This is a genomic window from Pseudomonas spartinae, from assembly GCF_965197125.1.
GTDB classification, from domain to species: domain Bacteria; phylum Pseudomonadota; class Gammaproteobacteria; order Pseudomonadales; family Pseudomonadaceae; genus Aquipseudomonas; species Aquipseudomonas composti_A.
Window position 1 is genome coordinate 379,057 of record NZ_CBDAMB010000002.1, and the last position, 24,109, is coordinate 403,165.

Annotated in this window: 26 protein-coding genes; 8 read left to right on the forward strand and 18 right to left on the reverse strand. The window is 63.5% G+C overall.

Translation table 11 applies throughout. The annotated features are described in order from the left end of the window. Positions 1-29 precede the first annotated feature (29 nt). On the reverse strand, positions 30-320 hold the full coding sequence (locus tag ACN8M7_RS05595) for a c-type cytochrome (RefSeq protein WP_061238961.1): 291 nt from the start codon (positions 318-320) through the stop codon (positions 30-32). 241 nt (positions 321-561) lie between these two features. Between ACN8M7_RS05595 and yihA the strand changes: the two genes are divergently transcribed. Next, complete coding sequence (gene yihA / locus ACN8M7_RS05600) at positions 562-1,209, forward strand: ribosome biogenesis GTP-binding protein YihA/YsxC (protein WP_061238960.1); 648 nt, start codon at positions 562-564, stop codon at positions 1,207-1,209. A 435-nt stretch (positions 1,210-1,644) separates the two neighbouring features. On the opposite strand, the gene polA is transcribed toward yihA, so the two are convergent. Then, on the reverse strand, positions 1,645-4,440 hold the full coding sequence (gene polA, locus ACN8M7_RS05605) for a DNA polymerase I (protein ID WP_490260052.1): 2,796 nt from the start codon (positions 4,438-4,440) through the stop codon (positions 1,645-1,647). Between the two features lie 215 nt (positions 4,441-4,655). On the opposite strand from polA, the gene ACN8M7_RS05610 reads away from it, so the two are divergent. Then, the gene (locus ACN8M7_RS05610; RefSeq protein ID WP_061238958.1) at positions 4,656-4,940 is read left to right on the forward strand and encodes a DUF2782 domain-containing protein; all 285 of its coding nucleotides are present in this window, start codon (positions 4,656-4,658) and stop codon (positions 4,938-4,940) included. Positions 4,941-4,957: 17 nt separating this feature from the next. Beyond that, positions 4,958-5,908, forward strand: a complete 951-nt coding sequence (locus ACN8M7_RS05615; protein ID WP_490260053.1) for a homoserine kinase — start codon at positions 4,958-4,960, stop codon at positions 5,906-5,908. A 114-nt stretch (positions 5,909-6,022) separates the two neighbouring features. Here the strand turns inward: ACN8M7_RS05615 and ACN8M7_RS05620 are convergent, their stop codons facing one another. From ACN8M7_RS05620 to ACN8M7_RS05640, 5 genes are read right to left on the reverse strand one after another with little or no spacing between them, the layout of a single operon-like run. Beyond that, positions 6,023-6,655, reverse strand: coding sequence for an SCO family protein (locus ACN8M7_RS05620; RefSeq protein WP_061238956.1), 633 nt, complete (start codon positions 6,653-6,655; stop codon positions 6,023-6,025). An 8-nt stretch (positions 6,656-6,663) separates the two neighbouring features. Further along, positions 6,664-7,554 (reverse strand): heme o synthase, encoded by an 891-nt coding sequence (gene cyoE, locus ACN8M7_RS05625; RefSeq protein WP_490260296.1) that lies wholly within the window; start codon positions 7,552-7,554, stop codon positions 6,664-6,666. Positions 7,555-7,582: 28 nt separating this feature from the next. Further along, entirely contained in the window at positions 7,583-8,641 is a 1,059-nt protein-coding gene (locus tag ACN8M7_RS05630) for a COX15/CtaA family protein (protein ID WP_490260054.1), read from the reverse strand. A gap of 55 nt (positions 8,642-8,696) precedes the next feature. Continuing rightward, positions 8,697-9,275 (reverse strand): hypothetical protein, encoded by a 579-nt coding sequence (locus ACN8M7_RS05635; RefSeq protein WP_490260055.1) that lies wholly within the window; start codon positions 9,273-9,275, stop codon positions 8,697-8,699. Then, entirely contained in the window at positions 9,250-9,981 is a 732-nt protein-coding gene (locus ACN8M7_RS05640; protein WP_061238952.1) for an SURF1 family protein, read from the reverse strand. The genes ACN8M7_RS05635 and ACN8M7_RS05640 overlap by 26 nt, the downstream gene beginning before the upstream one ends. A gap of 69 nt (positions 9,982-10,050) precedes the next feature. Here ACN8M7_RS05640 and ACN8M7_RS05645 point away from each other — a divergent pair, with 69 nt between their 5' ends. Next, complete coding sequence (locus ACN8M7_RS05645) at positions 10,051-10,254, forward strand: twin transmembrane helix small protein (protein WP_490260056.1); 204 nt, start codon at positions 10,051-10,053, stop codon at positions 10,252-10,254. A 7-nt stretch (positions 10,255-10,261) separates the two neighbouring features. On the opposite strand, the gene ACN8M7_RS05650 is transcribed toward ACN8M7_RS05645, so the two are convergent. The 4 genes from ACN8M7_RS05650 to coxB are packed head-to-tail and all read right to left on the reverse strand — an operon-like array spanning position 10,262 to position 14,432. After that, positions 10,262-11,149: a cytochrome c oxidase subunit 3 gene (locus tag ACN8M7_RS05650; protein WP_061238950.1), complete on the reverse strand. Its 888-nt coding sequence runs from the start codon at positions 11,147-11,149 to the stop codon at positions 10,262-10,264. Between the two features lie 11 nt (positions 11,150-11,160). Continuing rightward, complete coding sequence (locus ACN8M7_RS05655; protein WP_061238949.1) at positions 11,161-11,709, reverse strand: cytochrome c oxidase assembly protein; 549 nt, start codon at positions 11,707-11,709, stop codon at positions 11,161-11,163. 10 nt (positions 11,710-11,719) lie between these two features. After that, complete coding sequence (ctaD, locus tag ACN8M7_RS05660; protein WP_061238948.1) at positions 11,720-13,303, reverse strand: cytochrome c oxidase subunit I; 1,584 nt, start codon at positions 13,301-13,303, stop codon at positions 11,720-11,722. 4 nt (positions 13,304-13,307) lie between these two features. Then, positions 13,308-14,432 (reverse strand): cytochrome c oxidase subunit II, encoded by a 1,125-nt coding sequence (gene coxB / locus ACN8M7_RS05665; protein WP_197432162.1) that lies wholly within the window; start codon positions 14,430-14,432, stop codon positions 13,308-13,310. A 408-nt stretch (positions 14,433-14,840) separates the two neighbouring features. On the opposite strand from coxB, the gene ACN8M7_RS05670 reads away from it, so the two are divergent. Then, positions 14,841-15,482 (forward strand): hypothetical protein, encoded by a 642-nt coding sequence (locus ACN8M7_RS05670; protein ID WP_490260057.1) that lies wholly within the window; start codon positions 14,841-14,843, stop codon positions 15,480-15,482. Here ACN8M7_RS05670 and ACN8M7_RS05675 read toward each other — a convergent pair. Continuing rightward, positions 15,472-16,401 carry an AEC family transporter gene (locus ACN8M7_RS05675; protein WP_490260058.1) on the reverse strand — a complete coding sequence of 310 codons (930 nt, stop codon included), beginning with the start codon at positions 16,399-16,401 and terminating at the stop codon, positions 15,472-15,474. The genes ACN8M7_RS05670 and ACN8M7_RS05675 overlap by 11 nt on opposite strands. A 381-nt stretch (positions 16,402-16,782) precedes the next feature. On the opposite strand from ACN8M7_RS05675, the gene glsB reads away from it, so the two are divergent. Together glsB and ACN8M7_RS05685 are read left to right on the forward strand one after the other, a co-directional pair. Then, entirely contained in the window at positions 16,783-17,691 is a 909-nt protein-coding gene (gene glsB / locus ACN8M7_RS05680; RefSeq protein WP_490260059.1) for a glutaminase B, read from the forward strand. A gap of 68 nt (positions 17,692-17,759) precedes the next feature. Then, complete coding sequence (locus ACN8M7_RS05685; RefSeq protein ID WP_490260060.1) at positions 17,760-18,155, forward strand: RidA family protein; 396 nt, start codon at positions 17,760-17,762, stop codon at positions 18,153-18,155. A 6-nt stretch (positions 18,156-18,161) separates the two neighbouring features. Here the strand turns inward: ACN8M7_RS05685 and ACN8M7_RS05690 are convergent, their stop codons facing one another. The 3 genes from ACN8M7_RS05690 to ACN8M7_RS05700 all read right to left on the reverse strand — a co-directional run bounded on the left by ACN8M7_RS05690 (position 18,162) and on the right by ACN8M7_RS05700 (position 21,191). Beyond that, entirely contained in the window at positions 18,162-18,605 is a 444-nt protein-coding gene (locus ACN8M7_RS05690; RefSeq protein ID WP_490260061.1) for a GNAT family N-acetyltransferase, read from the reverse strand. 27 nt (positions 18,606-18,632) lie between these two features. Beyond that, on the reverse strand, positions 18,633-19,622 hold the full coding sequence (locus tag ACN8M7_RS05695; protein WP_490260062.1) for an asparaginase: 990 nt from the start codon (positions 19,620-19,622) through the stop codon (positions 18,633-18,635). Positions 19,623-19,751: 129 nt separating this feature from the next. Beyond that, on the reverse strand, positions 19,752-21,191 hold the full coding sequence (locus ACN8M7_RS05700) for an alanine/glycine:cation symporter family protein (RefSeq protein WP_061238940.1): 1,440 nt from the start codon (positions 21,189-21,191) through the stop codon (positions 19,752-19,754). Between the two features lie 158 nt (positions 21,192-21,349). Here ACN8M7_RS05700 and ACN8M7_RS05705 point away from each other — a divergent pair, with 158 nt between their 5' ends. Next, complete coding sequence (locus ACN8M7_RS05705) at positions 21,350-22,168, forward strand: helix-turn-helix domain-containing protein (protein WP_490260063.1); 819 nt, start codon at positions 21,350-21,352, stop codon at positions 22,166-22,168. A 160-nt stretch (positions 22,169-22,328) separates the two neighbouring features. On the opposite strand, the gene ACN8M7_RS05710 is transcribed toward ACN8M7_RS05705, so the two are convergent. From ACN8M7_RS05710 to ACN8M7_RS05720, 3 genes are read right to left on the reverse strand one after another with little or no spacing between them, the layout of a single operon-like run. Continuing rightward, the gene (locus tag ACN8M7_RS05710; protein WP_490260064.1) at positions 22,329-23,000 is read right to left on the reverse strand and encodes a GNAT family N-acetyltransferase; all 672 of its coding nucleotides are present in this window, start codon (positions 22,998-23,000) and stop codon (positions 22,329-22,331) included. Next, on the reverse strand, positions 23,000-23,440 hold the full coding sequence (locus ACN8M7_RS05715; RefSeq protein ID WP_490260065.1) for a GNAT family N-acetyltransferase: 441 nt from the start codon (positions 23,438-23,440) through the stop codon (positions 23,000-23,002). Before ACN8M7_RS05715 ends, ACN8M7_RS05710 begins: the two co-directional genes overlap by 1 nt. A gap of 17 nt (positions 23,441-23,457) precedes the next feature. Next, positions 23,458-24,090 (reverse strand): FMN-binding negative transcriptional regulator, encoded by a 633-nt coding sequence (locus ACN8M7_RS05720; protein ID WP_490260066.1) that lies wholly within the window; start codon positions 24,088-24,090, stop codon positions 23,458-23,460. Positions 24,091-24,109 lie beyond the last annotated feature (19 nt).

Consider the following 24,109-nt stretch of genomic DNA (forward strand, 5'->3'; position numbering starts at 1 on the left):
AGAGAGAAAGGGTTATCGGCCGGGCTTACTCATTCGGACATCAGTTTGATGACCGCCTGGTAATCCTCTGGCGTGCAGTCCATGCACATACCGCGCGGCGGCATGGCATTCAAACCATTGGTGACGCTCTGCACCAGTGTATCCATGCCCTTGGCCAGGCGCGGCTCCCATGCGGCTTTGTCGCCTTTCTTGGGCGCCATGGGAAGCTGGCCATTGTGGCAAACACCACAGGTGCGGTCGAATACAGCTTGCGCATCTTGAGCAGCATAGCCGTTGAAAGACAGGGCCATAACGGCAGCAGCGAGCAGCATTTTCTTCATCAGATCAACCTCATCAGGGGAGGAACGTCCTGCTTTCTATCGAGCAGAGATGTAATCGCTCCTGGCAATCGGGTCCTGCGGGTGGGACAAAGCGCACACAAAATCTGCGGCATTATATACTGGCAATGCTGAAACGGAAACGACGCCGCTTGCCGCGCCACCTGGCGTGCAGCAGGTGCGCGGAAATGTCGCAAGTCCTCGAACCACTGAACGGGATTCGAGGCTTCCACCGGATACCCCCATGCTCCCGAAGAATCCCATCATCGGTCTGTGCCAGCAGGCCAGCTTCCTCATCAGTGCCGCCAAGGTCGATCAGTGCCCCGAGGACAGCGGCCTGGAAGTCGCCTTCGCCGGCCGTTCCAACGCCGGCAAGTCGAGTGCGCTCAACACCCTGACCCACGCCAGCCTGGCACGCACCTCGAAGACGCCGGGACGCACGCAACTGCTCAACTTCTTCCGCCTGGATGACGAGCGTCGCCTGGTCGACCTGCCCGGTTACGGCTATGCCAAGGTGCCCATCCCGCTCAAGCAGCACTGGCAGAAACATCTGGAAGCCTATCTGGGCAGCCGCGAGAGCCTGTGCGGCCTGGTGCTGATGATGGACATCCGCCATCCGCTGACCGAGTTCGACTGCATGATGCTGGACTGGTCGGTGGCCAGCGGCATGCCGCTGCATATCCTGCTGACCAAGGCCGACAAGCTGGCGTTCGGCGCAGCGAAGAACGCGCTGCTCAAGGTGCGTCAGGACATTCGCAAGCAGTGGGGCGAGGGCATCAGCATCCAGTTGTTCTCGGCACCCAAACGCATGGGCGTGGAAGAGGCGCAGATGGTGCTGGCCGGCTGGCTGGATCTGTTGCCGGAAGAGGATGAGGAAGCCGCAGAGGAATAAGTCGTAGGGTGTGTTGTGCGCACAGTGACCATTGGGAATAGTCGGTGCGCACGCACCCTACGGAATCACAGCCATGTAGCCGGTGCAATCCGCCCCCTCTCCCGCCCTTCGGGCACCCTCTCCCTGAGGGAGAGGGTCATCAGAATGCCGCTAGCGGCAGTTTTCTATAGGCAAAAAAAACCCCGAGCTTCGTATGGGGAGGGAGAAGTTCGGGGTTCAAGGTCTGAACCGCTAGGGCGGGGTTCAGATGTCTGCCAACACTTAACACAACAAAGGAGCATTGAACGGCTTAACGGCCATTCATGAACTCTGACCGGGTGGATTTGCGGAAAGTTCATCGCCTTCTTAAAAACTATTTGCAATAAGAAAGCGCCGTTTGATTACCTGAAAACCCGACGCTAGAGCGGCCGCGGCTTTGCGCCGCGGCACAGGTCCTCAGTGTGCCTCGTCCCAATTGGCACCGACGCCCACTTCCACCAGCAGTGGCACCTCCAGATCGGCAGCGCCGCTCATCAGGCTCTTGAGTTTGGCGCTGACCTCGTCGATCAGTTCCTCACGCACCTCCAGCACCAGTTCGTCGTGCACCTGCAGGATGATGCGCGCATCGATGCCGCTATCCTGCAACCAGCCATCCACGGCGATCATGGCGCGCTTGATGATGTCCGCTGCGGTGCCCTGCATCGGCGCGTTGATCGCCGCGCGCTCGGCGCCCTTGCGCATGGCCTGGTTCTGCGCATGGATCTCGGGCAGGTACAGGCGACGGCCGTAGACCGTCTCCACGTAACCCTGCTCGGCGGCCTGGGCACGGGTGCGTTCCATGTAGGTCAGCACGCCCGGATAGCGGGCGAAGTAACGGTCGATGTAGGCCTGCGCCTCCTTGCGCTCGACATCGATCTGCTTGGCCAGGCCAAAGGCGCTCATGCCGTAGATCAGGCCGAAGTTGATCGCCTTGGCCTTGCGCCGCTGATCGCTGCTCACTTCGTCCAGTGCCACGCCGAAGACCTCGGCGGCCGTAGCCTTGTGCACGTCCAGGTCATGGCGGAAAGCATCCAGCAGACCTTCATCCTTGGCCAGGTGGGCCATGATCCGCAGTTCGATCTGCGAGTAGTCCGCCGCCATCAGCTTGTACCCCTTGGGCGCGACGAAGGCCTGGCGGATGCGTCGGCCTTCGGCGGTGCGGATCGGGATATTCTGCAGGTTCGGGTCGCTCGACGACAGGCGGCCAGTGGCGGCCACAGCCTGGTGGTAGCTGGTGTGGATACGCCCGGTGCGCGGGTTGATCTGCTCCGGCAGCTTGTCGGTGTAGGTACTCTTGAGCTTGCTCAGGGAGCGGTACTGCATCAGCACCTTGGGCAGTTCGAAGTCCTGCTCGGCCAGTTCGGCCAGCACCGCCTCGGCGGTGGAAGGCTGGCCCTTGGCGGTCTTGCTGATCACCGGGTAACCGAGTTTTTCGTAGAGGATCACGCCCAGTTGCTTGGGCGACGCCAGGTTGAACTCCTCGCCGGCGATGTCGAAGGCCTTGCGCTCCAGCTCCACCAGCTTGTCGCCCAGTTCAACGCTTTGCTCGCCGAGCAGCTTGGCATCGACAAATGCGCCGTTGCGTTCGATACGCGCCAGCACCGGCACCAGGGGAATTTCGATGTCGCACAGCACCTTGGCCAGCGACGGCACGGCTTCGAGCCGGCGCCACAGCTCCTGATGCAGACGCAGGGTCACGTCGGCGTCTTCGGCAGCGTAGGGGCCGGCCTGCTCCAGGGCAATCTGGTCGAAGGTCAGCTGCTTGGCGCCCTTGCCGGCGATGTCCTCGAAGCGAATGGTGCTGTGGTTCAGGTACTTCAGCGCCAGGCTGTCCATGTCGTGGCGGGTGGCGGTCGAGTCCAGCACGTAGGATTCGAGCATGGTGTCGAAGGCCACGCCCTGCACGGCGATGGGCGTGCTGGCATTGGCCAGGACATTGATGTCGTACTTAGCATGCTGGCCGACCTTGGCCTTGGCCGGATCTTCGAGGATCGGCTTGAGCGCCTTGAGCACGGCATCACGGTCAAGCTGTTGCGGTACGCCCATGTAGCTGTGGGCCAGCGGCACGTAGGCGGCCTCGCCGGCCTTGACCGCGAAGGACAGACCGACCAGTTGCGCCTGCTGCGCATCGACGCTGGTGGTCTCGCTGTCGAAGGCGATCAGCTCGGCCTGCTCCAGCTTCTTCAGCCAGGCGTCGAACTGCGCCTGCTCCAGCACCAGCTGATAGTCACCGGTGCTTGCCGGCGCAGGCTCAGGCGCCTCCTCGGCGGCTTCGCCAGCCGGCTCGGCGAACAGATCACCGGCCGGCGCAGCAGCCTTGGCTGCCAGCGATTTGTTCTGGCGCAGCAGATCGTCCAGCCAGTTCTTGAACTCCAGCAGGCCGTACAGCTCGACCAACGCTGCCTGATCCGGCTCACCCGGGTGCAGCGAGTCGATCTCGATATTCAGCGGCACGTCGGTCTTGATGGTCGCCAGCTGATAGGACAGGTAGGCCATCTCGCGATGTTCCTCGAGCTTGGCCGGCAAACCCTTGGCACCGCGGATCGGCAGCTCGGGCACCTTGTCGAGGTTGGCGTAGAGCACATCGAGGCCGCCGCCGATGCCGACCAGCAGGCCGAGCGCGGTTTTTTCGCCGACGCCAGGCACGCCCGGGATGTTGTCGACCTTGTCCCCCATCAGGGCCAGGTAATCGATGATCAGCTCGGGACCGACACCGAATTTCTCCTTTACGCCACCTTCGTCATAGACGCTTCCGGTCATGGTGTTGACCAGCGTAACGTGCGGGCAGACCAGCTGCGCCATGTCCTTGTCGCCGGTAGAGATGACCACGTCGCGTTTTTCCGCGGCCGCCTGGCGTGCCAGGGTGCCGATCACGTCATCAGCTTCAACACCCTCCACGCACAGCAGCGGCAGCCCCAGGGCGCGCACGCTGGCGTGCAGCGGCTCGACCTGAACACGCAACTCGTCCGGCATGGACGGGCGATTGGCCTTGTACTCGGCGAACAGCTCGTCACGGAAGGTGCCACCCTTGGCGTCGAAGACCACGGCAAAGGGGCTGTTCGGGTACTGCTTGCGCAGGCTCTTGAGCATGTTCAGCACACCCTTTACCGCTCCGGTGGGCAGGCCCTTGGAGGTGGTCAGCGGCGGCAGGGCGTGGAAGGCGCGGTACAGGTACGAGGAACCGTCGACCAGAACGAGGGGGGCTTGGCTCATGCGCGAGATCAACCTTTTCGGCGGGTGCAGCTAACAGGTAGTTGAAAAACGTGGGCGAGGTAGCCAGTGCAAGGCTAAAACAGGCGAGGAAGCGGAGTTTACAAGCTGTAAATGAGCATTCCGAGCCTGTTTTAACGCAGCAATGGCAACGCAGGTAGTTTTTCAGCGGCCTGTTAGAATGGCTGCATCGGTGAATATCAAGGAGCAAGGTTATCATGGGTACATTGAATCGCCTTTTGCTGGTCGGTCTGTTGGCCTGCGTCCCACTTGCCAGTCACGCCGAGGATCCGGTGTCCGCCGATCCAGACGTGACCATCCGCCAGGACGGCGATCGCACCATTCAGGAATACCGGGTCAATGGCTTTCTCTACGCCATCAAGGTCACTCCGAAGAACGGCAAACCCTATTTTCTGGTTCGCGCCGATGGCAGCGACGGCAACTTCATACGTTCGGACGATCCGGACATGTTGATCCCCTCATGGGAAATCTTTAGCTGGTAAGGCAATTAAGGTCTGATATGTCGGTATTCACCCCCCTGGAGCGTCATCAGCTCGAAGTTTTCCTGGCGCCTTATGGACTTGGCCGGTTGCGTGACTTCCAGGGCATTGCTGCAGGTAGCGAAAACAGCAACTTCTTCGTCAGCCTGGAGCAGGGCGAATACGTTCTGACCCTGGTCGAGCGCGGTCCGGTGGCCGACCTGCCATTCTTCATCGAGCTACTCGATGTGCTGCACGATGCCGGCCTGCCGGTGCCTTACGCCCTGCGCACGCAGGACGGCGAGGCGCTGCGCAGCCTGGCCGAGAAACCGGCGCTGCTGCAGCCGCGGCTGTCCGGCAAGCATGTGCATGAAGCCAACGCACATCACTGCCAGGAGGTGGGCAATCTGCTGGCCCGCATCCACCTGGCGACGCGCGAACGACCGGTAGAGCGTCGCAGCGACCGCGGCCTGGACTGGATGCTGGCCGAAGGTGCAAAGCAGGCACTGAAACTCGCGGACGAGGCATCGCCGCTGCTACGCGCCGCTCTGGACGAGATTGCCGAGCTGAAGCCGCGCATCCTCGCCCTGCCACGCGCCAACCTGCATGCCGACCTGTTCCGCGACAACGTCCTGTTCGACGGCAATCACCTGGCCGGGGTGATCGATTTCTACAATGCGTGCTCCGGGCCGATGCTCTATGACCTGGCCATCACCCTGAACGACTGGTGCTCGCATGAAGATGGCAGCCTCGACGGCGCGCGCGCGCGCGCACTGCTCGGCGCCTATGCCGCGCAACGCCCCTTCAGTGCCGCCGAAGCCGAGTTGTGGCCGGCCATGCTGCGCGTGGCTTGCGTGCGTTTCTGGCTGTCGCGACTGATCGCCGCCGAATCGTTCGCCGGGCAGGAAGTGCTGATTCATGATCCGGGTGAATTCCAGCGACGCCTGGCACAGCGTCAGCAGGTCAACCTGCCCCTGCCGTTCGCGCTGTAGGCTGGGCCACACGTCACCGGTCCACCGTGGCGTGCCCAGCGGTGGATGAAAAGAGCGTCATCCACCCTACGCAGCCTGAGGCTTACCGTTAGCGGCGAGGAACCGGCCTCGCCGTCAGCTGCCCGAAACCAGCCCCGGCAATTGCTCGGCCAGTTTGGCGTTGTTGATTGGCGCGCGGATGAAGCCACGCTGCGTGCCATCCGGGCCAATGATCACCAGGTTGCCGCTGTGATCGACGGTGTAGTTTTCCTTGCTGGTATCGGCAGGGATGTAGGGGATGCTCACCGAATTGGCGAATTTCTGCAGGGTTTCCTCTTCGCCGGTCAGCCCCTTGAAGCCCGCACTGAAGAAGCCCAGGTACTTGCTCAGTTGCTCCGGGGTGTCGCGGTGCGGGTCGACGCTGACCATCACCACCTGCAAGCGCGCGCGGGTTTCCTCGGGCAGTTGAGTCTGCAACTGGCGCAACTGGGCGAGGGTGGCAGGGCAAATGTCCGGGCAGAAGGTATAGCCGAAGAACAGCAGCTTCCAGTCGCCCTTGAGCTGATCCACCGCGACTTCCTTGCCATCCTGGTCGATCAGGCTCAGCGCCGGCAGGCTGCGGCTTTGCGGCAGCAGGACGATGCCGGCATCGAGCAACGCCGCCGGGTCGCCCTGGCTCTTGCTGCTGAGCACCTTGTTGACGGTTAGCCCCAGCACGAGGGCCACGATAGCGACAAGAACGAAAACCGTTGTGTGGGTACGCGTCATGAAAAACCTTAGATATTCAGCAGCAGGTAGTGATCCGCCAGCAGCGCGATGAACAACAGGAACAGGTACCAGATACTGTACTTGAAGGTGTTGATCGCGGCGTGCGGTTTGCTGTCACGGTACAGCACCCAGGCCCAGTGCAGGAAGCGTCCGCCCAGCAACAGGGCACAGACCAGATACAACGGCCCGCTCATGTGAATGGCATAGGGCAGCAAGGTCACCGCAAACATGGCCAGGGTATAGAGCAGGATATGCATCTTGGTGTAGTGCTCACCGTGGGTCACCGGCAGCATGGGGATGTCGGCCTTGGCGTATTCCTCCTTGCGGTGAATGGCCAGGGCCCAGAAGTGTGGCGGCGTCCAGGCGAAGATGATCAACACCAGCAGCAGTGGCTCGGCACTCATGTGGCCGGTAACGGCGACCCAGCCCAGCAGCGGCGGAGCGGCGCCCGCCAGGCCACCGATCACGATGTTCTGCGGCGTGGCACGCTTGAGAAAGCCGGTGTAGATCACCGCATAACCGAGCAGCGAGGCGAGGGTCAGCCAGGCGGCCAACTGATTGGTGAACAGCAGCAGCAGGCTCATCCCGGCGATGGCCAGCAGCAGGGCAAAGGCCAGCGCCGCCACTGGCGAGACGCGCCCGGCAGTGACCGGACGCTTGTGCGTACGCGCCATGATCGAGTCGATACGACGGTCCACCACATGGTTCACCGCAGCCGCGGCGCCTGCGCACAAGCCGATGCCCAGGTTGCCGAACAGCAGCACGGTCCAGGGCACGCCAGCACGCGTGGCGAGGAACATACCGACCAGCGAGGTGATCAGCATCAGCATCACCACCCGCGGCTTGGTCAGTTCCAGATAGTCACGCCAGGAGGCGTGTTCGGAGTGAGCTCGTAGCATGGTCGCCATGGCGTTTCTCCTTGATAAGTTATTTGCCGGCCTGCAGCAGCGCGTGGGTAGCGGTCACCGCACGCGTACCGATGCGATCGGATGCATCACGTGTCACCGCAGATACGGCCCTGAGCCGATAGTTGACCAGTACCATGGTCAGCAGCAGAGCCGCCCCACCAGCGTTGTGCGCCACCGCCACCAGCAGCGGCAGATGGAAGACCACGTTGCTGATGCCCAGGCTGACCTGCAGAGCCAGCGCCAGCACAAGCAGCCCGGCCAGACGCGGCAGCTTGGCGACGCGCAGCTGCCAGGCCAGCGCCAGCAATGCCACTGTGACCAGCAGCGCGCCGAGGCGGTGGCTCATGTGGATGGCTGTGCGCGCATCGCTGTCGAGCTGCCCGCCGAGGTAATTGGGGCCGATATGCTGAGTCAGATGAAAACCCTTGCCGAAGTCCATGGCCGGCCACCATTCACCGTGGCAGGTGGGCAGGTCGACGCAGGCGACAGCGGCGTAATTGGAACTGACCCAGCCGCCGAGCACGATCTGCCCGATCACCAGCAGCAGGCAGGCGGCTGCTAGCGCCCGCAGGCGCCCCGGCAGCTGTAGCGGGGCGAAGCGTCCGGAGAGGCGCAAGGTGAGCAGGGTCAGCAAGCTCAGCGTGGCGAAGCCGCCGAGCAGGTGTGCGGTGACCACCTGCGGCCACAGCTGCAGGGTGACCGTCCACATGCCGAACGCCCCTTGCAGGATCACCAGCGCGAGGATCGCCAACGGCAGCTTCAGCGGTTGCGCCGGGTCTTCGCGGCGACGCACGGCCTGGACGGCGATGGCCAGGATTACCAAGCCCAGAGCGCCGGCGAAGTAGCGATGGATCATCTCGTACCAGCCCTTGGCGACCTCAACGGGTGCCTCGGGAAAGCGCGCCTCGGCGATGGCCTGCTTGTGCTCGCTCATCGGCACACCGAGAAAGCCGTAGCAGCCTGGCCAGTCCGGGCAGCCCAGGCCGGCATGGGTCAGCCGGGTGTAGGCGCCCAGCAGCACCACCACCACGGTCAGGAGGGTCGCGAACAACGCTAGACGGTAACCAGGCTTGTGCATGTCGACTCCTTGGGCACGGGGCTTGACGCCCTGTCGTTATGGACAGGGCGCACGCTCAACCGATCAGGGAAATTTTCAGCATGTAGCGCAGATCATCGAGAATGGCCTTGCCGTCGCTGCCGGCCGGATACCGCAGCACCAGATTGCCGTGCGGATCGACCAGCCACAGCTGCGCGCCCGGCACCGCCTCGGCGGCCTTGGCGTAGGCCTGAACATCCAGCTGGTAACGACCAAGCTGCGGGTACTCGCGCTTGAGCGTGGCGTCGTACTCGGCGCTCAGCGGCTCGGCCAGGGCCAGGCCATGGCTGGCCCGCGAGGTCTCGCGATTGAGGCCGATCTGGATCTGCCGCGCCAGGTAAACCAGTTGCTGACAGTCCGCCTCGCACGCGCCGGGAGTCGTCACCAGAATCTGCCACTGCGGCTCCACTTCGCCCTGCACGCCGAGATCGGCCAGGGTGCGACCATCGCCGATCAGCACACCGTGGTAATTGCGCGTCTCCGGCACCCAGAAGCGCCACTGGTACATAGCACTGGCCAGGAACATCGGGCCGATGGTGATGGCCAGAATCAGCAGAAGCTGCAAACGCCCCCGGCCCTTGCGGGGCGCCTCAGGCATGGCGATGGCTGGGTTCATGACGATGCTCCCGTGCATTGTGAATTCCGAGATAGATGAACAGACCGAGCAGTGCGCCAGCCAAGGCGAACCACTGCACGGCATAACCCAGATGCTTGCTGGGGCTCATGGCCACGATCGGCCAATCGACGCGATAGCTGGCAGGCCCCGGCTCCAGGCGTGTCTCGAAGGGTAGGCCGCCACGGCCCAACTGGTGCCACAGGCTATCGGCCTCGACCTGGGTAATCAGCCGCGGCCAGCCCTCCGAAGCCGCACCGGATCTCAGGTTCAGGCCGCCGGATGGCGGCACGTAGATCCAGGCATTGAGCTGCAACACGCCATCGGGTGTATCGAACTGCACAGGCGTGCGCCGATCCGGCCAGGGCAGCCAGCCACGATTGAGCAACACCCAGAGACCGCTGGCCTGATCGTAGAAGGGCTGCAGCAGCTCGACGCCGGCATGGCCGTCGCGGATGCGGCTATCCAGCAGCAGGCTGTGTTCGGGGTCGAACTGCCCGCGCAGGTGAACGCGGCGGTAGCCGGGGTCACGCAGCGGCTCGAGCTGTTCGAGGCTGATCGGCTCGGCCTGGCGCCGTGCCTCGAAACTGGCCAGCAGCTGGCGCTTTTCCTCGCCCCGCTGCAGCTGCCAGAAGCCCAGGCTCAGCAAGCCAGGCGTCAGCAGCAACACCAGAATGCTGGGCAGCCAGCCGGGACGAAAGCCGCTCATTGCGCGCCTCCGCGAACCACAGACGGGCTGGCTATACTGCGATGCATACCCACTCCCCCGGAGTCTCGCATGCTCAAGGCCGCGATCGTCCTCATGTTGCTGGCTACCATCGCCAGTCTGTTCAGCGGCCTGTTCTTCCTGGTCAAGGACGACAGCCACAGTACCCGCGTGGTCAATGCACTGACAGTCCGTGTCGTGCTGACCGCCATCACCGTCGCCCTGATCGCCTGGGGCTTCTACTCAGGGCAACTGGTGTCTCACGCCACCTGGTGAGGCTGCGCTACAGGACGTAAACGAAGACGAACAACCCCAGCCAGACCACGTCGACGAAGTGCCAGTACCAGGACGCGGCCTCGAAACCGAAGTGTTTCTCCGAATCGAAGTGGCCGCGCATGATGCGCACCAGCATCACCGTCAGAATCAGCGCCCCCATGGTCACGTGGGCACCGTGAAAGCCGGTGAGCATGAAGAAGGTTGCACCGTAGATGCCCGAGCCCAGGGTCAGACCCAGCTCGCTGTAGGCCTCGATATATTCCTCGACCTGGAAGAACAGGAACGCCACACCAAGCAAAATGGTGGCCGCCAGCCAGGCCTTGAGCGGGCCGCGCTTGTTCTTCTTCAGGGCATGGTGAGCGAAGGTCACGGTGACGCTCGATGACACCAGCAGGATGGTGTTGAGCAACGGCAGATGCCAGGGGTCGATCACCCCGCTGGGCGGCGGAAACAGCTTGGAGTCGGGGTTCTGCAACAGCGGCCAGCTGTATTCGAAACCTTCCCAGAGCATGTTGGCCACGCCCTTGTCGCCCTCGCCACCCAGCCAGGGGCCAGCCCAGGTACGGACGTAGAAGAGGGCGCCGAAGAAGGCTGCGAAGAACATCACCTCGGAGAAGATGAACCAGCTCATGCCCCAGCGGAACGAGCGATCCATCTGCGGGCTGTATAGGCCGCCGCGACTCTCCTTGATCACATTGCCGAACCAGCCGAACAGCATGTAGGCGAGGATCAGGCCGCCGACGAAGAAGATCAGCGGGCCATTGGAGTCCGCGCGATTGGCCGAGAGGTCATTGAACCAGGTACCGACGCCGAAGACGCTGACCAGCATCCCGAGGGTGGCGATGATCGGCCATTTGCTCTGGGCCGGAACGTAATAGTGCTCGTGACTCGACATTGTTGTTCTCCTTATGGAGCCTGTGCCACCGGCGGTTTGCGCGCGGTGATATCGAACAGCGTGTAGCCCAGTGTCAGATGTTTCACGTCTTGCGGCAGGTCGCGGTCGACGATGAAGCGCACCGGCATCTCGATGCGCTCACCCGGCTGCAGCACCTGCTGGGTAAAGCAGAAGCACTCGGTCTTGTGAAAGAACGCCGCTGCCTTCGAAGGCGAGATGCTGGGAATCGCCTGCGCGGTCATCGGGTGGTCGCTGGGGTTGTAGGCGACAAACAACATGTCGCGGGTCTCCCCTGGGTGAACCAACAACTCGTCGGCCTTGGGCGCGAACTCCCAGACCATCTCGGCAGAGTTGGTGGCGAGGAACTGCACGCGCACCTGGCGCACCTCGTCGATCACCTGCTCGCCCTGATAGGGCCCTGCGGTCTTGCCGTTGATCCCGAATACCCGGCACATGGCGTCATAGAACGGCGGCAGAACGAAGACGCCGAAACAGAACATCACCGCCACCACGATCAGCAGACGGGTAACCAGGCGACGCGTCGCGATGACCTCGCTCACGGCAGACCTCCTATTTCACTTCCGGCGGCGTGCTGAAGGTGTGATAGGGCGCCGGTGACGGCACCGTCCACTCCAGGCCTTCGGCACCGTCCCAGGGCTTGGCCGGAGCCGGTTTGCCGCCGCGGATGCACTTGATGACGATGAACAGGAACAGCAGCTGGGTCGCCCCGAACATGAAGGCGCCAATGCTGGAGACCATGTTGAAGTTGGCGAACATCAGGTTGTAGTCGGGAATACGCCGCGGCATGCCGGCCAGGCCGACGAAGTGCATCGGGAAGAACGCCAGGTTCATGCCGATGAAGCTCATCCAGAAATGCAGCTTGGCCAGGGTTTCGTCGTACATGTGCCCGGTCCACTTGGGCAGCCAGTAGTAGGCCGAGGCGAAGATGCCGAAGATCGCACCGGGTACCAGCACGTAGTGGAAGTGCGCCACCACGAAGTAGGTGTCGTGGTACTGGAAGTCCGACGGGGCGATGGCCAGCATCAGCCCGGAGAATCCGCCGATGGTGAAGAGGATGACGAAGGCCACCGAAAACAGCATCGGCGCCTCGAAGGTCATCGAGCCCTGCCACATGGTGCTGGCCCAGTTGAACACCTTCACCCCGGTGGGCACGGCGATCAGCATAGTGGCGTACATGAAGAACAGCTCGCCGGTCAGCGGGATGCCGACGGTGAACATGTGGTGCGCCCAGACGATGAACGACAGGAAAGCGATGGACGCGGTGGCATAGACCATCGAGGTGTAGCCGAACAGTGGCTTGCGCGCGAAGGCCGGGATGATCGAGCTGACCGCACCGAAGGCGGGCAGGATCATGATGTACACCTCGGGGTGGCCGAAGAACCAGAACACATGCTGGAACAGGACCGGATCACCACCACCAGCGGCATTGAAGAAGCTGGTGCCGAAGTGGATGTCCATCAGCATCATGGTCACGCAGCCGGCCAGTACCGGCATCACCGCGATCAGCAGGAAGGCGGTGATCAGCCAGGTCCAGACGAACAGCGGCATCTTCATCAGGGTCATGCCCGGGGCACGCAGGTTGAGGATGGTGGCGATCACGTTGATCGCCCCCATGATCGAACTGATGCCCATCAGGTGAATGGCGAAGATGAAGAAGGTGGTGCTCTCCGGCGCATAGGTCGTCGACAGCGGCGCATAGAAGGTCCAGCCGAAGTTCGGCCCGCCGCCCTCCATGAACAAGGTACTGATCAACAGGCCGAAGGCCGCCGGCAGCAGCCAGAAGCTGAAGTTGTTCATGCGCGGCAGGGCCATGTCGGGCGCGCCGATCATCAGCGGGATCATCCAGTTGGCCAGGCCGACGAAGGCCGGCATCACCGCACCGAAGACCATGATCAGGCCGTGCATGGTGGTCATCTGGTTGAAGAATTCCGGCTGCACGATCTGCAGGCCCGGCTGGAACAGCTCGGCGCGGATGACCATGGCCATCGAGCCGCCCAGCAGGAACATGCAGAAGCTGAACCACAGGTACATCGTGCCGATGTCCTTGTGGTTGGTGGTCAGCACCCAGCGCATCAGGCCCTTGGCCGGGCCATGGTGGTGGTCAGTATGACCGTGGTCGATCACTGCACTCATGTCCTTACTCCTGCGCCTTGGAGAAATCGAGAATGTCCTTGGGCGTGACCATGTCACCGACACTGTTGCCCCAGGCGTTGCGCTCGTAGGTGATGATGGCGGCCAGGTCGACCGGCGACAGCTGCTTGCCGAACGCCGCCATGGAGGTGCCCGGCTTGCCGTGGAAGACGATGTTGATATGGCCTTCGGCCGGCCCGGTGGCGATGGACGAGCCCTTGAGTGCCGGGAACATCGGCGGCAGGCCTTCACCGGTGGGCTGGTGGCAGGCGGCGCAGGTGGTGTTGTAGGCCTTCTCGCCACGCGCCATCAGCTCTTCCATGGTCCATTCCTTGCTGGTCAGCTCGCGCTCGGCGGCAGCCGCCTGCTTGCGTTCGGCCAGCCAGGCAGCGAAGTCTTCCTTGGACTTGGCTTCTACCACCACGGGCATGAAGCCGTGATCCTTGCCGCACAATTCGGTGCACTGGCCGCGGTAGATGCCGGGCTCCTCGATGCGGGTCCAGGACTCGTTGATGAAACCGGGGATGGCATCCTTCTTCACCGCCAGCGCCGGCACCCACCAGGAGTGGATCACGTCGGCAGCGGTGATCAGAAAGCGCACCTTGGTACCCACCGGCACCACCAGCGGCTCATCCACTTCGAGCAGGTAATGTTCGCCCTTGGCTTCGCGGTTGTTGATCTGCGCGCGTGGCGTGGTCAGGTTGCTGAAGAACTCGACATCCTGACCCAGGTACTTGTAGTGCCACTTCCACTGATAGCCGGTGATCTGGATATCCAGCTCGGACTCGGTGGTGTCGTAGATATCGATCAGCGTCTTCGTTGCCGGAATCGCCATCACCACCAGAATCGCCAGCGGCACGACGGTCCAGAGAATCTCGACGGTGGTGCTTTCGTGAAAGTGCGCGGGTTTCTGGCCGGTGGAACGGCGGTGCAGGAGCATCGACCAGAACATGGCGCCGAAGACCAATATGCCGATCACGACACAGATCCAGAAAATGGTCATGTGCAGGTCGAACACGGAACGGCTGACGTCGGTTACACCGGGCGCCATGTTGACCGTCCATTGGGCATGCGCCGAGCCCATTGCCAGCCACAGCAGGAGGCCCATCCAGACTCGTGGATGTCGCATCATTGCGGGTTCCCCTTGATTGTTCTTGTTATCCCGCCGGCTGAGCCTGCGGCTAAGGGATCGACTGCCTTGTGGAGCTGGGTGCTGGCGCACGCTGCCTGAACACCCACTCCTGACTGCTGGCGACTACATGTCGAACCTTTCCGTGCCAAAGCTCGTCCGGTTCCATCAGGTACTGCCTTTCGAAATCGAGTATAGACGGCCACTTTCAGCCCGCAATGTGAGCAGGGCAGTCACCAAGCCTGTTCGACGCCGATGGCAAAGGCCGCGCGCGGCGCGGGGTGTAGCCGTTCTGATACAGGTAGATATAGCGGACTCGCATAAGTATGAAAAAGTTATGACAATCGCGTCTTAGCCAGCCCGATCAGCCGGCTAAGGTTCACGTCCATGTCCTGATAGGTAGGAGCAGTCATGAACACCGCCGCGCTTCGTCAACTCATCGCTCAGGCTCGCCAGCAGGAAAGTGGCAGCCAGGCACTCACTCACTTCCTGCAGACCCAGCTGGATCGCCTGCACCCGTCCATTCGCCTGCCCGAGGCCGACGCGCCAGGGGCGCTGACCGCCTTCGTCATCGCCTATATCGAAGAAGTGCCGGACGTGCTCGACGCCGCCGCCGAAGTAGCACGCGAAGCGGGAATCGAGGCTGCGGTGAAGCCCGTGCTGCAGATCGCCGAGCATTTCTTCCTGCAACCACCGGCCCTGATGGAGGGCCATGAAGGCCTCGAAGGTCTGCTCGACGAGGCCTATCTGGCGCATCGCCTGGTGGAGGAGGTCAACGACCGCTACATCGCTCACCTCGGCCAGCCACTGATCCCGCTGGATACCACCCGCGCCAACCTGATCGCCCACCAGCTGATCGGTGAACCCTTCGCCAATCAGCTCGACGAGGCGGTGCACCACGCACTGGCCGGCATGCTCGATGACGCCAGCTTCGACCAGCCCTCGGTGCAGGCCTATCGTGAGCACCTGGCCGCACCGGATACCGCATCGTCCTGGCGGCGCTGGCCCTGCCTGTCGCAACAACTGGGCGTGGAGCTGCAGCTCAAGGCGTGATCAGCAGCAGGATCAGGGTCAAGGTCAGCAGCGAGCCGAGGGTGGAAAACAGGATCGCCCGCGAAACCAGCGCCGCCTGGCGCTGGTAATACTCGGCAAGCATGAATGGTCCGGTGCCAGTCGGCAGGGCGCTGAGCAGCAACGCGGCGTGCGCCCAGAACGGCGGCAGGTCGAGCAGCACGAAAGCGATGAACCAGGTCACCAGTGGCTGCAAAACCAGCTTGAGTACCACCAAAGGCCAGGCGCCTTCGCTCGGTCCACTCTGGCGCTGCGCCAGAAACAGCCCCAGCGATACCAGCGCACAGGGCACCGTGGCGGCGCCCAGCAAGCGGAGAAACTCGTCCAGCGCCGCCGGCATCTGCACGCCACCCACGGCCCAGGCGGCACCGAGCAACGGCGCGACCACCAACGGGTTCTTCAGCAGCGCCATGATCACCTGAACGATGGCGCCGCCCAGACCCTTCTTGCTCTGCAGGCCCACCTCGATGCACACCACCGCCAGGCCGAACAGCACGCAAACCACCATCAGCGAGGCGATCAGGGCCGGCGCCATGCCGTCCTCGCCGAGCACCAGGACACACAACGGAATGCCGATGTAACCGGTATTGGCGTAACCGGCGCTGAGGCCATCGATGCTGGCGTCGACCAGGCTGCCGGTGCTGCGCCAGCGATACACCAGCGTGACCAGAAAAACCGCGAGCATGCCGCCGGTGAAGGCGAGCAGGAAACCGGGCTGCCAGATCTGCGCCCAGTCTGCCTTGGCCGTGAGGCTGAACAGCAAGGCCGGCAAACCGAGCCAGACCACGAAACGGTTCATCTCCGATGCCGCAGTCGGCCCCAGGCGATTGCTTCGCCGGCAGATGAAACCAACCAGAATCAGGCCGAAGATGGGTAGCAGGACATTGAGAACCGTGGACATCGAACCAGGCCAACGACAGGGGAGGACCGAGCCTAGGGGCGCTGGCCGCCGAGGGCAAGTCATGGGCTGTGATTCCGGCGTATCCAGCGGCGTCTAGCACTGACATGCTGGGTGAACCTAGCGCCGCCGAGAGCCTGACAGCCAGCCCAGACTCTGCTGCGCGTAGGCCATGCCGCGTTAAAAACAGACTGAGCGCCAGCCCAGGCTAGGCCCCGTCAAAAATGCTCATTTACAGCTCGTAAAGTCGAGCGCGACTCCGACCGATCCTCGCCTGCTTGATTCGCTGGCGCTCACCCTTCGGGCCAGCCCTTGGCTGTCACTCCCGCTGGTCGTTGCGCCTTGTATGGCTCCAGCTCGCGAGACTTTGAACAGGCTCTACGCATGCAAGCGCTGTTGAACGAAATTCTCGATGAAGTCCGCCCGCTGATCGGCCAGGGCAAGGTGGCCGATTACATCCCCGCACTGGCCAGTGTGGTGCCCGATCAGCTAGGCATCGCCGTGTATGGCAACGATGGTCAGTTACACGTTGCCGGCGATGCGCGCACGCCCTTCTCCATCCAGAGCGTTTCCAAGGTGTTCAGCCTGGTCCAGGCCATCGGTCACAGCGGCGAGAGCATCTGGCAACGGCTGGGACACGAACCGTCCGGGCAGCCGTTCAACTCGCTGGTGCAGCTCGAATTCGAGCGGGGCAAGCCGCGTAACCCGTTCATCAACGCCGGTGCCCTGGTGATCTGTGACATCAACCAGTCGCGTTACGCCGCGCCGGCACTGTCGATGCGCGATTTCGTCCGGCGCCTGTCGGGCAACCCCGAAGTGACGGTGGACAATCACGTTGCCGAATCCGAGTACCAGCACCGCGCCCGCAATGCCGCAGCGGCCTACCTGATGCAGTCGTTCGGAAATTTCCACAACGAGGTCGAGGCCGTGCTGCGCAGCTACTTCAGCTGCTGCGCGCTGCGCATGAGTTGCGTCGACCTGGCGCGCGCCTTCGGTTTCCTGGCCAACGAGGGTTTCTGCCAGCACAGCGGCGAACAGGTGCTGTCGCCGCGCCAGACCAAGCAGATCAACGCGATCATGGCCACCAGCGGGCTGTACGACGAAGCCGGCAACTTCGCCTATCGCGTCGGCCTGCCAGGCAAGAGCGGCGTCGGCGGCGGTATTGTCGCCGTAGTACCGGGGCAGTTCAGCGTCTGCGTGTGGTCCCCGGAGCTCAATGCGGCAGGTAACTCCCTGGCTGGGATCAAGGCGCTGGAGCTGCTCAGCGAGCGCATCGGCTGGTCGGTATTCTGATTCGATAGGGTATGGTCGCAGCAGGCCGCGCTGTCGTGCGGCCACTGACTCGATGACCAGGAGTGCCCATGTCGATGCCCGAATACCACATGTTCGCCGCTGCGCCCGCACCGGTCGCGCCGTTCTCCCATGCCTGCGAAGCCGATGGCTGGGTGTTCATCACCGGCCAGTTGCCCATCGACCCGGGCAACGAAGCGGCGCCGCTGCCCGAAGGCATCGAGGCGCAGACGCACAAGACCTTCGACAACCTGCTGGTGGTGCTGAATGGTCTTGGCCTGGGCCTGGAAAACGTGGTGTCTGCGCGCGCGTTTCTCACCGATTTCCACGGTGATTACGCGCGCTTCAACACGGTGTACGCCAGCTACTTCCCCGAAGGCAAGCGCCCGGCGCGCACCTGCATCGGCACCACGGGCCTGGCACGCCATGCGCTGGTGGAGATCGATTTCATCGCACGCCGGCCCTGAGGCTGGCTACAGGATTTTGCGGTACTGCACGAACCCCGAGCGCTCGCCGATGCGCTCGTACAGCAGCTTGGCCTGGCTGTTGCTCTCGTGAGTCAGCCAGTGCACCCGCGAACAGCCTGCGGCGTGCGCCTGCTCAAACACATGCTGGATCAATTTGCGCCCGACACCGCCGCTGCGCTCGCCCTTGGCGACGAACAGATCCTGCAGGTAGCAGTAGTCGCCACTGGTCCAGGTCGAGCGGTGGATGACCCAGTGCACCAGGCCGATGGCGCGGTCACCCTGCCAGGCCAGGGCAGCACCCATGGGTTCGCCAGGGTCGAGAAACCGCTGCCAGGTGGTGGCGCTGGCGTCAGCGGGGATTTCGGTCATGTAGAAGCGCTGGTAGCCCTGCCATAGCGGTAACCAGGCTTCGTGATCGGCAGCGACTACAGGGCGAATGTCGATACTCATCGTCCTTCCTCTGTTTGGGCAGGTGGATCAGTCGCTCATCTCACCACAGAGATCGCGCGCCAGCCAGTGCTCGACCTGTGCCTGCGGCAAACCGGCGCCGAGCAGGGCGAACAGCTTGCCCAGCGCAGCCTCGCGGGTCATGCCGCCGCAGGACACCAGACCGACCTCGGCCAGACGGCTGCCGGCCGCGTAGACGCCGAACTGCACATGTCCCTGCGCGCACTGGCTGATCGCCGCCAGCACCACGCCGCGCTGGTGCGCCTGGCGCAGCGCGCTCATCAACTGCGCATCGCCGGCCGGACCGGTGCCACTGCCATAGCACTCCAGCAGCAGGCCCTGCACACCGCTGTCGAACAGGGCTTGAAGATGCCCGGCCTGCACGGCCGGATGCAGCGGCAGCACCGCGAGATTGACCGCCTGACGCGGCTGGCGGAAGTCGATTTGTGCATCGACCGTGGCACGTTCCGCCTGGCGCTGACGCGGCAGTACCTGGAAGGCGTCGAAGGCGTCGCTGCGCAACTTCGAACAGCGCGCGCCGTGCAACAGCTGGCCGTTGAAGTAGAGGTGCACGCCTGGCGCCACACCGCGATACAAGGCGCGCATCGCGCCGAACAGGTTGGGCCAGGCATCGCCGCCAGCGGCACCTGCCGGCTGCATGGCCCCCGTGAAGACCACCGGCACCTCGAGGCCGAGCAGCAGGAAACTCAGTGCTGCAGCGCTGTAGGCCAGGGTGTCGGTGCCATGCAGCACCAGCACGGCGTCGTGACCATGCGTCTGCACGGCGGTGACAATCTCGTTGCGCAGCGTCAGCCAGTGGCCGGTGTTCATGTTGGCACTGTCGATCAGCGGCAGCAGCTCGCGAAAGTGCCACTGCGGCAGCTCGCTGGCATTCTCCTGGGCCTGTTGCGCGCGCATGCGCGCCTCGAAACCCGAAGCCGGCGCCAGGCCGTCTGCGCTCATCTGCATGCCGATGGTGCCGCCTGTGTACAGCACCAGGAGTTTTTCTGGGGTCGCCATGGACTCTCCTCGCATATCGCGGGCAAACGGGACGTTTGCAACGTCGCTTACGACTGCCCGAAGGATGGCCGCCAGAGATGGCAGGCCAAGAAAAAGGGGGCATCGCCCCCTCTTCCCATCTGAGTCAAATCAACGCTGGTAGGCGCGATCACCGATCTCTGCCGGATTGTCGGCGCTGCCTGGCTGGCTGCCCCATACGGCAGGGTCCAGGTCCAGGTCAGCGAACTGCTTGGCGTCGAACACCGGCGACTTCACACCCGCCTTGATCTGGTTATCGTAGTCGCGCATCAGGCGCACGCCCACCTTGAACAGCAGGGCCAGGGCAATCAGGTTGCAGATCGCCAGCAGACCCATGGTCACGTCCGCGAAGGCGAACACCGTGCCCAGGTCCTGCACCGAACCCCACAGCACCAGGCCAACCACCAGCACGCGGTAGATCATCACCGGGCCACGCTTCTGGCTGAAGAAGCCCAGGGCGTTCTCACCCAGGTAGTAGTTGTAGATCAGGGTGGTGAAGACGAACAGCAGCAGCGCCAGGCTGATGAACACACGGCCCCACTCGCCGACCACGGCGGCAACGGCGCTCTGGGTCAGGACCACACCGGCCTGCTCCATGCCCGGCTGATAGACGCCCGACAGCAGGATGATCAGCGCGGTGCAGCTGCACAGGATCAGGGTGTCGATGAACACGCTGAGCGACTGCACGATGCCCTGCGCGGCCGGGTGCTTGACCTCGGCGACCGCGGCCACGTTCGGCGCGCTGCCCAGACCGGCTTCGTTGGAGAACAGACCGCGCTTGACGCCCATGATGATGGCCGCGCCAATACCGCCGGCGAAGGCCGGCTCGAGGCCGAACGCGCTGTTGAAGATCAGGCCGAAGGTAGCCGGTACTTCGCTGATGTTCATGCCGATCACCAGCAGCGCCATGGCGATGTAGGAGAACGCCATGACCGGTACCAGTACGTCGGCGAACTGGGCGATACGCTTGATGCCACCGAAGATGATCAGGCCGATCACCACGGTCAGGGCAATGCCACTGGCCAGGGTCGGGATACCGAAGGTGTCATGCAGGGAGCTGGCGACGGTGAACGACTGCACGGCGTTGAAACCGAAGCCGAAGGTCACCAGCAGCAGGATCGATACGACGATCCCCAGCCAACGCTGGCCAAGACCGTGCTGGATGTAGAACGCCGGGCCACCACGGTAGCCGCCATCCGCCTCGCGACGCTTGTACAGCTGCGCCAGCGAGCACTCGAAGTAGCTGGTGGCCATGCCGACCAGGGCCACGACCCACATCCAGAAGATGGCGCCTGGGCCACCGAGCATGATCGCCACCGATACGCCGGCGATGTTACCGGCGCCGACGCGGCCGGCGACCGACAGCATCAGGGCCTGGAACGAGCTGAGCTGGCCCGGCTGGCGCTGGAAGGCTTCGCTGAAGATGCGGAACATGCTGCTGAAGTAGCGGAACTGGACGAAGCGCGAAGCGATGGTGAAGTACAGGCCGAGACCGATCAGCATCACGATCAGCAGCTTGCTCCAGATGAGGTCATTGAGCAGATCTAGCATGGAGGCTTTCTCTCTTGTTGTTCTGAATGGGAATGCGCCCCGAGGGCGGGTGGCGCAATCTTTGGTGAAGGCTCGGCGCGGGACAATTTCGCAGGTCGCGGCGATCTGATGCGAGTTGATGCTAGAATCGCGTCATTCGCATCAGCTGGAGCGGCCATATGTCCGATTCCCTCGGCGCCAACCTGAAACTGCTCTGCAGCCACTACCGCTCGATTGCCGAGGTCTGCCGCAAGCTGTCGATCAACCGCGCGCAGTTCAATCGCTACCTGGCCGGGCAGAGCCGACCGACCACGCACAACCTCAAACGCATCGGTGACTTCTTCGGCGTCGAGCCGTTCGAGCTGGCGATGCCCGCCGAGCAGTTCGCCCGCCTGATCGGCGCGCGCAGCGGCGATGCCCAGCAACACAGTGGCAACGATCCACTGCTGGAGCTGTTCGCGCCGCTACGCCGGCAGGCCAGCCCGATGGACCGCTATTGCGGCTACTACTTCGAATACTCCAACTGCATGTCGGTACCGGGGCACGTGCTGCTGTCGCTGGTGCACCTGCGCGAGGAGCGCGGCAACTACCTGTTCGAGCGCCAGGAACGTCAGGAGCGCCAGGAAACCGCGCGCGGCGGCAGCGAGGACTGGGTACGCTGCCGCTACCTGGGTACAGCGTTCTTCCTGCAGGACCGCCTGTTTCTGGTGGACTACGAGTCGCTCACCGGCAACGAGATGAGCCAGACCATTCTGATCCCCAGCTTCAAGAGCCGCATCATTCGCCTCAACGGCATCAAGACCGGCGTCTCCAGCGGTGACCGTCGCACGCCGGCCTGCACCCGCGTGGTCTGGCAGTACCTGGGCAGCGAGATCAACCGGGTCAACGCCTATCGCCAGCTGATGCTCTACGCCCCCGACGACCCGCGCATCGACGACGACATCCGCGAACGCCTGGGCGGTGCACAGCTGCGTGATGGCCTGTTCGAGATGGAGTGAGTGCTTCAGGTCGTTGAAAACCGCCTGCGTTCATCAAGAACAGCCTCGAAAAGCTCACTTGCAGCTCGCCAGCTCCGTTTTCTCGGCGCGGTGATTCACGCTTCTGGCCGTCACTGCCGCCGATCGCGGCGCCTGGCGTTGCCGGTTTTCCACCAATCGTTCATTCGCGCAGCGCCTCAAGGCGCTGCCGCTGCTGGCCTCGCTCGTCGAAGTTGTCCACAGCCAGCCAGTGCTCGAAGGCTGCACGGCAGGCCGGCCATTCACCGTCGATGATGGAGAACCAGGCGGTGTCGCGGTTACGTCCCTTGCGCACCATGTGCTGGCGGAACAGCCCCTCGTACGTGAAGCCGAAGCGTTCGGCGGCGCGCATGGAGCGGGCATTGGCCGCGTCGCACTTCCATTCCAGTCGCCGGTAGCCAACGTCGTCGAAGGCATGGCGCGCCAGCAGGTAGATGGCTTCGGTGGCACCGGCCGTGCGCTGCATGGGCGCGCCGAAGGCGACGTGGCCAATCTCGATGCTGCCATCGGCCGCGCTGATGCGCAGGTAGCTGAACAGCCCCAGGGCGCGACCCTCGGCCTGATCGATGACGGCATAGAACAGCGGATCGCGACTGTCGGCGTTGCCGCTCAGCCAGGCATCGAAATCGCTACGCTCGATGAATGGGCCGTAGGGCAGATAATTCCACAGCGCCGGGTCCGGCCCCTGCAACGCGCGCCACAGATCATCGGCATGGTGCTCGACATCCAGCGCCTCGAGGCGCACGAAACGCCCCTGCAGCATGCGCTGGTCCGGTTGCGGACGGGGTTGCCATTGAGCGAGATCGGTGGTCATCAGAAGAGCTTCCTGTACTGGATGAAACCGGAGCGATCGCCGATGCGGTCGTAGAGCATGCGGCCCCGGTAGTTGGTTTCCTGGGTCAGCCAGTGCACGCGGCTGGCACCGGCGGCGCGCGCCTCGCTGTACACGTGCTCGATCAGCGCACGACCGATACCGCTACCGCGAATCTGCTCGGCGACATAGAGATCCTGCAGGTAACAGTAGTCGCCGGTGGTCCAGCAGCTGCGGTGGTAGATGAAGTGCACCAGGCCGACGGCCTCGCCATCCTGCCAGGCCAGCGCAGCGTGCATGGGTTCGGCCGGATCGAGAAAGCGCTGCCAGGTCACGGCGCTGGTTTCAGCCGCGATGTCAGCCTGATAGAAGCGCTGGTAAGCCTGCCAGAGCGGCAGCCAGGCCGCATGGTCGTCGGCGCTTACAGGGCGAATGTCGAGCATTGGGCACTCCTCGTGTCTCAGTCGGTTGGATTCATCTGCTGGGCCAGCTCGCGGTCGCTGGCACGGGCCGACTCCGCCAGGCCGGTGCGCACGCTGGCCTGGTCGCTGGCCGAACGGTTCTGGCTGAGCTTCCACTTGCCCTCGATGCGGCGGATCGGCAGGGCAAAGCCGACGATCGCGCGCAGCATGGCGTCGATGTAGTCGCCTGGTGCATCGCTGACCGCCCAGGGCTGGGTGCGGCCCTGTTCATGGCGCTCGCTGAGACGGCTGACCAGTTGCAGCAGGCGCTCGGGGTCGTCGAACACCTCGGCCTGGCCCCAGGCATGCACGGCGATGTAGTTCCAGGTCGGCACCACCTTGCCGTGCTCGGCCTTGGCCGCGTACCAGCCGGGATGCACGTAGGCATCCGCACCGCTGAACACCACCAGGGCCTCGGCGCCGCTCGCCAGATCGCGCCAATGCGGATTGGCACGCGCGAAGTGGCCGTACAGGGTGCCGAACTCGCCCTCACCCGGCTCGAGCAGCAGTGGCAGATGGCTGGCGTGCAGGCCCTGTTCGCCACTGCTGGTCAGGACGCCCAGACCCGTGGCCTGAATCTGCGCCTGCAGGGTGAGCAGGTCGTTCTGACGGAAGGCGGCGGGGCAGTACATGGCGGTATCTCCTGGCGTG